The sequence below is a fragment of the Pseudomonas hamedanensis genome (genome assembly GCF_014268595.2).
Taxonomy (GTDB): domain Bacteria; phylum Pseudomonadota; class Gammaproteobacteria; order Pseudomonadales; family Pseudomonadaceae; genus Aquipseudomonas; species Aquipseudomonas hamedanensis.
Genome location: NZ_CP077091.1, coordinates 3,668,476 through 3,680,889 on the forward strand (window position 1 = coordinate 3,668,476; position 12,414 = coordinate 3,680,889).

Here is a 12,414-nt window from a genome sequence, read left to right on the forward strand (position 1 = left end):
CCGCGCAGTTTACAGGGAGTCTGAAAACCTAGCGAGCGAAGACGCCGGCTAACGTGCGCCTGGGTGTATTTGCCTGTATGAGACGTGATTGTCGGTGGAGAGTTCAGGTAGCGGGTTTAGCGTAGTTCGAAACGAGGCGGCGGGGGGGGGCGAGTGATGCGACAGTTTTGGTCTTTTGTTGGTAGGTAGATCGCTATCGCGAGCAGGCTCACTCCTACAGGGACCGCTTTCCACCTGAAGAAATGCAGGCCACTGTAGGAGTGAGCCTGCTCGCGATCGGATGCGCAGCATCCGCCTTGTCAGGTATTGGCAGGAGGCTTGCGCAACAGGCTGAACGCCATCGCCCCTAAAAACACCACACTCAGCAACAGCACCGCCCACAACCCGATCTTCTTCCAGTTGGTCCCGGCCACCGCGGCCGTCGTCGCCGTCGAGGTCTGTGTGACCACGGCTTCGCTCTGCACCGTCGCCTTGCCCAAAGTCGCCAGTTTTTCTGGTTTGAAATCCGGAATCAGCGTCGCCAGCGGCAGATTCGCCGTTTTCACGCGGGGATTACCCACCGCCAGGCTGTAAGGTCCATCGCCACGCGCGAGGAAAATCACCTGCGTCGCCCGCACCGCATACTTCAGGTTCGGCGCCTGTTCACCCAGACCGCCGCCGCGCTCATCCACGGTCAGCTTCAACTGTTGCACGGTCTGCCCGTAGAGCTGCAATTCGTTCTGCACCACGTCCTGAGCGTTCTGCGTCAGGCGATAGAGCAAACCGCTGTTCAAGGTCTGCCACGGCAGGCTGCTTTCGCGGCGGCCGGCCAGTGTCACCGGTGCCAGACTGTTCGACTGCCGGATCTCAACCTGCACCCGTTCGACGTTCAGTCCCACCGGCAATTGCCAGGTGTACTCCCCGGCCTTGCTGCTGCTGCCGGCCACTTCCTGCGACCAGACCAGCGGTAGCGGGACGTTGCGCGGATCGCTGCTTTTCAATTGCACCGAGGTGAGGGTCGGTGCCGAATTCGGTGAATCCCACAACAGGCGCAAATAGCGCGCGGACTGCCCCGGCAAGGCCACTTCGTGTTGTTCGATCCGCTCATCGGAGAAGGTCAACCGCGCCACTTGCCCCTCACCCCACGGCTGCCAGTGCTGCAAATCGTCACTGGCCTCAATGCTGAACCGCTGGAAACCGTCGCGTTCGCTGGTCCAGTCGAGGATCAACTGCTGCAGCGGCGCCTTGATTGCGCTGGCATCCAGCAGCCAGCCTCGCAACACTTCTTCGCCTGCCTCCAGTTGCGAGGATGGCTGCACTTCGACCAGCGTGCCGCTGGTCGTCGATTGCACGCGCACGTTCGGCGCGCGCTCGCTGGCGTCGGCGGCGTTGTACAGCGGGAACCACTTCACTTCGTGCAGCTTGCCGCCGTCGCGGGTCTGCGCCGATTCGCGAGCCAGGGCGTAGGCCTGCGCTTCGCCGGCGGCGTTGAACACGCGCAAGTCGCTGAGATCGGTCTGGCGCGCCTGCAACTGCACGCTCAACGGCAGGTCGAGGCGATACCACGGGCCGTTACCGCTGATTGCCAGCGGCACCTGCGTGGCGAAGTCCGCCGGTTTTTCCTGGGCGCCGGCCAGCATCACCACGCCCAACGCCAACCAACCCAGATTCAGCATGCGACTCAAGATACAACTCCTTCGGTTTCCGGCGCGGGCTTGTCCGCCACCGGTTCAGCTTCAACACGCTTGGGCGGCAGCGGTGCGAAGTAGCCCACCACCAACAGCAACACGCCGACGCCAATAAACGAAACGATCCGGGCGAGGCCGCCACGGTTGCTCAATTCGACAAAAACCAGTTTCGCCACCACCAGCGCAATCAGCGCCGCACCGATCAGCCACACTTCGCGGCGATGGCGCAGATGCCCGCCGATCATCAGCCCCAGCGCCATCAGCGTCCAGACGATGGACAACCCGGCCTGCACCAGCATCGAGGCCAGCAGTTGATCCAGCTCGAAAGGGATCGCCGCCCAATGGTGCGCGGCACGGGTCACCATTGCGGTGCAGAAGGCGAACAGCGAAACCCCGGCGATCAGTTGCGTAGCATGATCGGCGTAATCCTGACGGATCGCCCATTGCACCACCGCACGACGCGACCAGACATACACGCCGAACAAGGCGAACAACAGACCCAGCTCCAGCGGATTGAGCAGCGGCACATAAGGCAGCGGTTCGGCATTGCCATCGCTGACGCTGTTGGCCAGCCAGAACCACGCCAGCATCAACACCGCCAGCGGCGCGGCAGCGTACAAGCGGTACTCGCGGGTAAACGTGGCGACCGGCCACGGCCCACTGCGCGGTGCGGCCATCAGCAGCAGATACACACTTGGCAGAATCGCCCAGCCCAGCCAACGCCAGGCGTTGTATTGCTCGGACAACAGCAGCAGGCCATAACGCAACTCCAGCGCCAGCACGCCTATCAACAGCCAGCAGCCGAGTACATGCGCCGCGCTCAAGACCCGGGCCGGCAACATCGGCGCCAGCCGTCGCAGGCTGAAGAAATGCACCGCGAATACCGCCGTCCACGCCAGCCAGCCGAAGTCGGCCGCCGGGTGATAACGCGCATGCCAGGCGCCGAGCAAGACCAGCGCTGCGGCCGGGACCAGCGCGGTGCAAAGCAGACCCAGCGCCGGCCATTTCAGGCGCAGCGACAACAGCGTCCACAACGCCACACTGAGCGCCGCGGCCAGCAGCAACCACGGGCCTTGCAGATTCGCGGGGGCAAAACGCAAGATTTCGCTGAGCCACGCCAGCGTCCACCAGCCACCCCCCCACACCAGCAACACGGCCGACAAGCGCTGCAAACTCAACGCATCGAACGCCGTGGCATGCTTGCCCAGTTGCAAGCGCCACGCACCGATCATCGCCGCCAGCCCCAGTACCAGCGGCGTCCAGAAGCCACCATGGGCCAACGGTTTCAATCCTTCGCTCGACAATGGCCCAAGCCATTGCGGACCGGCGAGCAAGAACGCCGCGCCGCCGATCACCTGTAACAGCAAACCGAAAACAAAACTGACCCGCTGCTGCAGGTACAGGCTCAGCCAGATAATCAGCACGCCACTGGCGGCCCACACCGCACTCGCGGTCTGCCACGGCAGCACGAACAGCACCGCCAGATTGATCAGCACCAACCCCGCCAGCAGCACCACCGACAGACCGCGCAGCAGTCGCACATCGCCGCGCACCATGTCATCGCGAGCCGCCAGCAACATGCCGGCGATCAACGCCAGACCGATCAACGAAGCACTGAGCAAACCGCTCCAGCCGGCGCTGAACACGGCGCTCGAATCCTCTCCCGCCCCTTGCAGGCGCAACAGGAACAACGCCCCGCCAAGCAATTGCACGCCGAACGCGGTGAACAGGAACGTGCGCGATTGAATGCGCAGGCCGACCAACAGCGTCACCAACCCGGCCAGCGCCCAACTGATTGCCGTGCCCTGAATAAAGAAGAACAGCGGTGCCAGCAGATACAGGAAGGTCAGCCCCAGACACGCGAGCACCGGCAAGCCCTGGCGCTCCCACAGCGATGCCTGCTCTGGCGCGGCCTTGCGCAGTTGAACGAAGCTGAACAGCAATGCCATGCCGAGCATCAACGCGCCCAGCGGCGCACCGTCGAGCAGGCTGTTTTCGCCGGCACGTAATTGGCTGAGAAATGCCAGCGCCGAACCCAGTTGCAGCAACAAGGCAAAGACCCGGGCGAATGGCCGCTGTTGGCGCAAGCCGAGCCAGAAAATCCCTGCGCCTTCGACGGCCCACGCCGCCGAGGTCCAGCGCGCATCGAGCCCCAATGGAATCGCCAGACTGGCGAAGATCACCCCGAGCGCCAGACAGGTTTCCCCCAGCAACACCGCGCGTCCACCCATCAGCACTTTGGCCAGCGCCATGTAAATCATGCCCAAGGCCAACGCACTGAAGGCTGCCGCGAACTCCAGGTGCTGCACCAGCGCGAACTGCAGACCGAAACCCACGATCGGCGGACCAAAGAGCATTGTGCCGTCGACATAATCGCCCTTGCGCGCCGACCAGTGCAGCAGCGCCTCACGGTCGCTATCCGCTGGCGCGTCCGGCATGTCGAGCAACTTGCGCCGGGCAAACAGCAGGCCGATGGCCAGGTACATGAGGAAAAACAGCAGCAGAAATGGCTCGGTGCTCCACAGCAACTGCGGCGTATACGCGCGCAGTCCCCAGGCGAAACCGATGCCGAAGGTGCCGACGAAACCGATCAGGTTGAGCAGACGCCAGGCCTTGAACCAGGCGATGGCGAGAATGCCGGCGTTGAGCAGGGCGAAATAACTGAACAGCGCGACATGGTTGCCGGCGCCGGTCGAGGTCAGGATCGGCGCAGCGAAGCCGCCCAATGCTGCCCCCGCCGCAAGCCCCGGCGCATCCTGGGTGATCGCCAGAATCGCCGAGAACACCGTCACTGCCACCAGCAATCCCAGCGCCGCCGAAGGGTCGAGCAATGGATGCAAACGCATCGCCGCGAACACCGTCAGGTACAGCACCGCGATGCCGGTGCCCTGCAGCATCAACGCGTAGTTGCTGTTGCGCCGGCGCAGCCACCAGCCCAGCGCGAGCAAGCCGAGCGCCGCCGCAGCGACCCCGGCGTACCGCAACTCGATCGGCACAACCATACCTTCAGTGGCATAACGCAACAGAAAGGCCAGGCCGAAAAACAACAGCACGACACCGACACGCAGCACCGTGTTGCCACCGAACAACCAGTTGCGCGCGGCGTGGATGCCGCGCTCGATCAGGTTCGGGCCACGCGGTTCGGCAGGTTTTTGTGGTGGTTCAACAGGCGCCGGCTCGGCGCGCCAGACATCGGCCGGCAACGGCTGGCTGGTCTCGCGGGCAGCAGTGGTGATCGGTTCGAGTTCGGGCGGCAGTTCCCAGATCAGCTCAGAGACTGGGGCCGCGGCCTGATCGGCCACCTCGACGGATTCGGCGATTGGCTCGGCTTCAGGTGCCACGCTGGGCGGTGCCGCCGCGTGCGTGGGCGAACCCTCCAGCACAAACAGGCGCTGGGCCACGCCCTGCAACGCCTCTCGCACCTGCTCAAGTTGGCGCTGTTGCTCCGCCGCCTGGGTGCCAAGGCGTGCAATACGTAGCGTCTGGCCGACGACCAGGCCCAGCAGCGCACCCAGCAGCGCGGCGGTGAACGACTCGTCGAGCAGTCCGCCGAGCACCAGCCCGATCAACATGAACATCCATTGCATGGTCGATATCCCTAAGCGGCCCCGAGACGGGGCGAGTCCGGCGATGGCTTCAGTCTAGGCAAATTTCCATTGTGGGAGCGGGCTTGCTCGCGAAGGCGGTGTGTCAGTCGAAATCAAATTGACTGACACACCGCCTTCGCGAGCAAGCCCGCTTCCACAGGAGGACTGCGGTGACTGATGCCTCCGGTAACCGGCGCTCAGTATATCGATCTGGCCCAACAAACGTTGGGCCTTGCGCACATTTGTTGCGGAAAGTTACTCCAGCGCTTTCCAGATATCCGTGGCGTACTCGCGAATCGTCCGGTCCGAGGAGAACCAGCCCATCCGCGAGGTGTTGAGCACTGCCGAGCGCCACCAGTTATTCGAATCATGCCAATGCGCTTCCACGCGTTTTTGCGCTTCCCAGTAGGAATCGAAATCGGCGCAGACCAGGAAGCGGTCGTAATCGATCAGCGAGTCGATCAGCCCGGTGTAGCGCGAGGTGTCGTCCGGCGAGAACACCCCGCTACGAATCGCTTGCAACACATCGTTGAGGCGATGGGACGCGGCGATGTCCGGCAGCGCACTGAACTCGTGGTTCTGTTTGCGCGCTTCAACCTGCTGGGCGCTGAGGCCGAAGATGAACATGTGCTCGGCACCGATGCGTTCCGCCATTTCCACGTTGGCCCCATCGAGGGTGCCGATGGTCAGCGCACCGTTGAGGCCGAACTTCATGTTGCTGGTACCCGACGCCTCGAAACCGGCAGTGGAAATCTGCTCGGACAAGTCCGCCGCCGGGATGATGCTCTCGGCCAGGCTGACGTTGTAGTTGGGCAGGAACACCACTTTGAGCAAGCCGCGCACCGTCGGGTCGTTGTTCACCACCCGGGCGATGTCGTTGGTCAGCTTGATGATCAGTTTGGCCTGGTGATAACTCGCCGCAGCCTTACCGGCGAAGATTTTCACTCGCGGTACCCAGTCGACTTCCGGCTCGGCGCGAATCGCCTGATAGAGCGCCACGGTGTGCAACAGGTTGAGCAATTGCCGTTTGTACTCGTGGATGCGTTTGACCTGCACGTCGAACATCGCCGCCGGATTGACGGCGATGCCCAGCCGCTCGTGAATCAGATAAGCCAGGGCTTTTTTGCTGTGCAGGCGCTGCTCGGCGAAGGCTTTGCGGAACGCGGTTTTCTCGGCGAACGGCTGCAAATCGAGCAGGCGTTCTTCGGGATTGTCGAGCAGGTCCGGGCCGAGGGCGTCGACCAGCATCGAGGTCAGTTCCGGGTTGGCCTGATACAACCAGCGGCGGAAGGTGATGCCGTTGGTTTTGTTGTTGATTCGCTCCGGGTAGAGCTTGTGCAGTTCGGCAAACACGGTTTTGCGCATCAGTTGTGTGTGCAGGCCGGACACACCGTTGACGCTGTGCGAACCGAGGAACGCGAGGTTGCCCATGCGCACCCGGCGACCGTTGTCTTCTTCGATCAGCGACACCGCGCGCAGCACGTCGAAATCGTGAATGCCCTTGGCCCGCAGCGAATCGATGTGCTGAGCGTTGATCAGGTAAATGATCTGCATGTGTCGTGGCAGCATGCGCTCCATCAAACCTACCGGCCAGGTTTCCAGCGCTTCCGGCAACAGCGTGTGGTTGGTGTACGACAGTGTATCGACGGTGACTTGCCACGCGGCGTCCCAGGCCACGTCATAGACGTCGACCAGTTGACGCATCAGTTCGGCGACGGCAATCGAGGGATGGGTGTCGTTGAGCTGAATCGCAGCGTGATCGCCCAGGGTCAACACCGAGGTGTGCATGTTGCGATGGCGACGCAGCAGATCCTGCAGCGAGGCGGCGACGAAGAAGTATTCCTGACGCAGGCGCAGTTCCTGGCCGGCTTCGGTGCTGTCTGCCGGATAAAGGACGCGGGAGATACTCTCGGCGCGGGCCACTTCGGCGACGGCGCCCAAGTGGTCGCCGGCGTTGAAGCGCTCCAGGTGCAGTTCTTCCATGGCGCGGGCGCGCCACAGGCGCAGGGTGTTCACGCTCGCCCCACGCCAGCCGACCACCGGGGTGTCATAGGCAATCGCCCGCACGGTTTCTGCCGGCGACCAGACCTGGCGGGTTTTGCCATTGGCGTCGGTGACCGTTTCGACGCTGCCGCCGAAACCGATCGGGTAAACCACTTCCGGCCGTTCGAATTCCCAGGGGTTGCCGAAATCCAGCCAGTGCTCGGTTTGCTCCTGTTGCCAGCCATCGACAATCGCCTGGCGGAACAAGCCGTGTTCATAACGAATGCCGTAGCCATGGCCGGCGATACCGAGGGTCGACATGCTTTCCATGAAGCATGCCGCCAAACGCCCGAGGCCGCCATTGCCCAGCGCCGCGTCGGGCTCCAGCAAGCGAATGCGCTCCAGATCGACGCCCAGTTCGGTCAGCGCTTCACGGGCGACGTCGAGCAGACCGAGGTTGCTCAGGCTGTCATAGAGTAGGCGACCAATCAGAAATTCCAGCGAGAGGTAATAAACGCGCTTCTGGCCTTTGCGGTAGATCTGCCGCGTATGGTCCATCCAGTGCTCGACCATGTGATCGCGCGCAGCCAGGGCGATGGCTTCGAACCAGTCATGGTCAAAGGCGTGATCGGGGTCTTTGCCCACGGCGTAGGTGAGTTTGGTCAGGACGGCGTCGCGGAATGCGGCCACCTCTGCTTCGCGAACTAGTGGTTCTTGAGTCATCAATAAGACCTCGAGCGAGCGGGAATTGTCTGAGCCTAGACGGTCTGACCGACGGTATTGGCTCTGGTTCGGCAGCATTTCCTCGGACTGTGCGACAGTCCGACATAACCTTGGCGGATGAGCCAATGAATGCAGGGGCCGTGCCGTCGTACCGGGCAAAATGCAGTGCACACAAAAATATCCGGCGAAAGGTTGTTCAAAATTCCACCCGTCCCGGTATGATCGCGCGCCCTGATGCATACACGCCTGGTAACTCCCGATGATGAAGCCCAACCTGATCGCCGCCGCCGAGATTGATCGTCTCGATACGTGGGCCAAATACTCGGCGCCGATGTGCGGCTCGTGTATCTCCAGCTGCTGCACGCTGCCGGTCGAGGTCAAGATCAAGGACCTGGTGCGCATCGGCGTGGTCGACGAATTCGAACTGGGCGACCCGCCGAAGAACATCGCCAAGCGTCTGCAAAAGGAAGGTCTGGTCGAGCGCTTCAACCAGAAATCGGGGATTTTTACCCTGCAGCGCATGAGCAACAACGACTGCTATTACCTCGATCGTAAAAGCCGCCTGTGCACCATTTATGACAAGCGCCCGGACACCTGCCGCAACCACCCGAAAATCGGGCCGCGACCGGGGTATTGCGCTTATAAACCGAAAGAAGTCGAGCGTGTGCAGAACTTCCGGGCGATCGAGAAGTTTTGAGCTTGATCGTTCCCACGCTCAGCGTGGGAATGCAGCCCGGGACGCTCCGCGTCCTTTCTGAAGCCGAACGCGGAGCGTCCGTTGAGGCATTCCCACGCGGAGCGTGGGAACGATCCAAGATCAAAAGATCGCAGCCTTCGGCAGCTCCTACATGGGAATGCGTATCCCTGTAGGAGCTGCCAAAGGCTGCGATCTTTTTTTGCCTTGAATTCCAGACAAACAAAAACGCCCCCGGTCTCGCGACCGGGGGCGTTTTTCATACCAGGGCTAAATTACGCCTTGGCTTTCTTGGCAGCGCGGGTACGCTCGCTTTCGTCGAGGATCTTCTTGCGAAGACGGATCGACTTAGGCGTGACTTCGCACAGCTCGTCTTCCTGGATGTATTCCAGAGCCTGTTCCAGGGTGAACTTCACCGGTGGAACCAGAGCGATGGTTTCGTCTTTACCCGAAGCACGCATGTTGTCGAGCTTCTTGCCCTTGGTAGGGTTGACGCCCAGGTCGTTGTCACGGCTGTTCTGACCAACGATTTGACCGTTGTAGATCTCCTGGCCGTGTTCTACGAACAGCTTGCCGCGAGCCTGCAGGGTTTCCAGCGAGTAGGTCAGTGCCTTGCCGGTTTCAACCGAAACCAGAACGCCGTTCTGACGGCCGGACATGTGGCCCGACTTGACGGTGTCGTAACGATCGAAGATCGAGGTCAGGATGCCAGCGCCGTTGGTCAGGGTCAGGAACTGGTTACGGAAACCGATCAGACCGCGAGCAGGGATGTTGTATTCCAGACGAACACGGCCCTTGCCATCCGGCACCATGTTGCTCAGATCGCCCTTACGCAGGCCCATCTCTTCCATCACCTTGCCCTGGGATTCTTCAGGGATGTCGATGGTGACGTTTTCGAACGGTTCCTGCTTGACGCCGTCAACTTCACGGATGATCACTTCAGGACGGCCCAGGGCCAGTTCGAAGCCTTCGCGACGCATGGTTTCGATCAGTACCGAGAGGTGCAGCTCACCACGGCCGGAAACCTTGAACTTGTCAGCGGTATCGCCTTCTTCAACGCGCAGTGCAACGTTGTACAGCAGCTCTTTGTCCAGACGGTCCTTGATGTTACGGGACGTCACGAACTTGCCTTCCTTGCCGCAGAAAGGCGAATCGTTAACCTGGAAGGTCATCGAAACGGTTGGCTCGTCGACGGTCAGCGGCTTCATCGCCTCGACCGTGTCCGGGTGGCACAGGGTGTCGGAGATGAACAGCGAATCCATACCGCTGATGCAGACGATGTCGCCGGCAGCAGCTTCTTCAACGTCAACGCGGTGCAGACCGTGGTGACCCATCAGCTTCAGGATACGGCCGTTGCGACGCTTGCCATCGGCACCGATCGCGACAACCGGAGTGTTCGGCTTGACGCGACCGCGAGCGATACGGCCAACACCGATAACACCCAGGAAGCTGTTGTAGTCCAGCGCGGAGATCTGCATCTGGAACGGACCGTCACGGTCAACGGCCGGAGGCGGAACGTGGTCGACGACCGCTTGGTACAGCGGAGTCATGTCTTCCGCCATGGCGGTGTGGTCCAGACCGGCAATGCCGTTCAGGGCCGAAGCGTAAACAACCTGGAAGTCCAGTTGTTCTTCGGTAGCACCGAGGTTGTCGAACAGGTCGAAGATCTGATCCAGAACCCAGTCCGGACGCGCGCCTGGACGGTCAACCTTGTTGATCACCACGATTGGACGCAGGCCGGCTTCGAAAGCCTTCTTGGTCACGAAACGGGTTTGCGGCATAGGGCCGTCTTGAGCGTCAACCAGCAGCAGAACGGAGTCGACCATCGACATGACGCGTTCAACTTCGCCGCCAAAGTCGGCGTGGCCCGGGGTGTCCACGATGTTGATGTGGTAGCCGTTCCAGTTGATGGCGGTGTTTTTCGCCAGGATGGTAATACCGCGCTCTTTTTCCTGGTCGTTGGAGTCCATCACGCGCTCGTCGTTGAGCTCGTTGCGCTCCAGGGTGCCGGATTGACGCAGGAGTTTGTCTACCAGGGTGGTCTTACCATGGTCAACGTGGGCAATGATGGCGATGTTGCGTAGATTTTCGATCACTTGTGTATCTCGATCAGAGGATTCGGTTTGCTGACAAGTCTTGGCAGCGATTAGCAGTAGTGTCCGGCATGGCCGTTACAGCTTGACGGCGGTGTCGGGGGGCCGGTGACGCAGGCCACAGGCAAACAGCCCCGGGCACTTAGCTCGGTCGATAAACGCGCACATTGGCATGCCCCTCACTGAGCAAATGGTGAGCATGCAGGCGACTCATCACGCCTTTGTCGCAATACAGCAGGTACTGGCGAGTAGGGTCCAGTTCCTTGAAACGTGCGTTCACTGCATAGAACGGCATCGTCTGTACTTCTATGCCAGCGAGTTCCAGCGGGTCATCCTCGGCGGCATCCGGGTGGCGGATGTCGATCACGATCTGACCGGCCAGCGCTTCGCTGACTTCTTCAATCTGCAAATCCTGGCCCAATTCGTCGATCACCCGATCGATCGGCACCAGCTTGGCGTTGGCGAGCGCACGCTCGAGCACCGCCATGTCGAATTCTTTTTCTTCATGCTCGACGCGACCGCGCTTGGCGGCGGTCTTTGGGTTGACCGAAATCACCCCGCAGTATTCCGGCATGTGCCGGGCGAAATCGGCGGTGCCGATCTCGTTGGCCGTGTCGATGATGTCCTGCTTGTGCGCGACGATCAGCGGACGCAGGACCAGTTTGTCGGTCACGCAGTCGATCACCGACAGGTTCGGCAGCGTCTGGCTCGACACCTGGGAAATCGCCTCGCCAGTGACCAGCGCATCGATGTGCAAGCGTTCGGCAATCTCGGACGAGGCGCGCAACATCATACGCTTCAAAACCACGCCCATATGACTGTTATCGACTTTGCCGAGGATTTCGCCCAGCACTTCCTCGAACGGCACACTGACAAATAGCACGCGTTGCGAGCTGCCGTACTTCTTCCAGATGAAATGCGCGACTTCCATCACGCCCAATTCATGGGCGCGCCCGCCCAGATTGAAGAAGCAGAAATGCGCCATCAGGCCGCGACGCATGATCTGGTAGGCCGCCACGGTGGAGTCAAACCCACCGGACATCAGCACCAGCGTCTGCTCCAGCGCACCGAGCGGGTAGCCGCCGATGCCGTTGTGCTGGCTGTGGATCACGAACAACCGTTTGTCGCGAACTTCGATACGGACTTCGATTTGCGGCGCCTTGAGGTCGATTCCGGCAGCGCCACACTCGCGACGCAACTTGCTGCCGACGTACTTTTCGACGTCCATCGAGCTGAAAGGATGCTTGCCCGCACGCTTGCAGCGCACCGAGAAAATCTTCCCGGCCAGCGCATCGCCATAGTGCTGTTTGCACTTTTCGGTGATGTCGTCGAAGTCGCCCAGCGGGTACTCGTCGATCTGCAGAAAATGCGCAATGCCCGGCATGCAGGTCAGGCGCTCGCCCATCTCTTTCAAGGCTTTGGGGTCGGTAACGCGGGTTTCCAGTTCGAGATTGTCCCACACACCGCTCACCACCACGGCCGGGTCCAGGTCACGGAGCACGGTGCGGATGTTCTTGGCCAACTGGCGGATGAACTTCGTCCGGACAGGTCGGCTTTTGATGGTGATCTCGGGGAAGACTTTTACGATTAGTTTCATGAAAACAGCGCGCGAACGGCCAGCCGAAAAAGGGGGGCGCGGATTATAGCGGAAATTGCTCAAGGTTTAA

At 61.2% G+C, this 12,414-nt stretch carries 6 protein-coding genes; 1 reads left to right on the forward strand and 5 read right to left on the reverse strand.

From position 1 onward, the window contains the following. Positions 1-299 precede the first annotated feature (299 nt). From HU739_RS15835 to HU739_RS15845, 3 genes are all read right to left on the reverse strand, one after another. On the reverse strand, positions 300-1,664 hold the full coding sequence (locus HU739_RS15835; protein WP_186552123.1) for a DUF3999 domain-containing protein: 1,365 nt from the start codon (positions 1,662-1,664) through the stop codon (positions 300-302). Continuing rightward, entirely contained in the window at positions 1,661-5,254 is a 3,594-nt protein-coding gene (locus tag HU739_RS15840) for a DUF2339 domain-containing protein (RefSeq protein ID WP_186552124.1), read from the reverse strand. The genes HU739_RS15835 and HU739_RS15840 overlap by 4 nt, the downstream gene beginning before the upstream one ends. Positions 5,255-5,509: 255 nt before the next feature. Further along, the gene (locus HU739_RS15845; RefSeq protein ID WP_186552125.1) at positions 5,510-7,960 is read right to left on the reverse strand and encodes a glycogen/starch/alpha-glucan phosphorylase; all 2,451 of its coding nucleotides are present in this window, start codon (positions 7,958-7,960) and stop codon (positions 5,510-5,512) included. 259 nt (positions 7,961-8,219) lie between these two features. Between HU739_RS15845 and HU739_RS15850 the strand changes: the two genes are divergently transcribed. Further along, the gene (locus HU739_RS15850; RefSeq protein WP_064117051.1) at positions 8,220-8,657 is read left to right on the forward strand and encodes a YkgJ family cysteine cluster protein; all 438 of its coding nucleotides are present in this window, start codon (positions 8,220-8,222) and stop codon (positions 8,655-8,657) included. Positions 8,658-8,929: 272 nt separating this feature from the next. On the opposite strand, the gene typA is transcribed toward HU739_RS15850, so the two are convergent. Both typA and thiI read right to left on the reverse strand, forming a co-directional pair. Beyond that, complete coding sequence (gene typA / locus HU739_RS15855) at positions 8,930-10,750, reverse strand: translational GTPase TypA (RefSeq protein WP_186552126.1); 1,821 nt, start codon at positions 10,748-10,750, stop codon at positions 8,930-8,932. Positions 10,751-10,889: 139 nt separating this feature from the next. Further along, a complete protein-coding gene (gene thiI / locus HU739_RS15860) occupies positions 10,890-12,344 on the reverse strand; it encodes a tRNA uracil 4-sulfurtransferase ThiI (RefSeq protein ID WP_186552127.1) in 1,455 nt (484 codons plus the stop codon). Between the last annotated feature and the right edge of the window lie 70 nt (positions 12,345-12,414).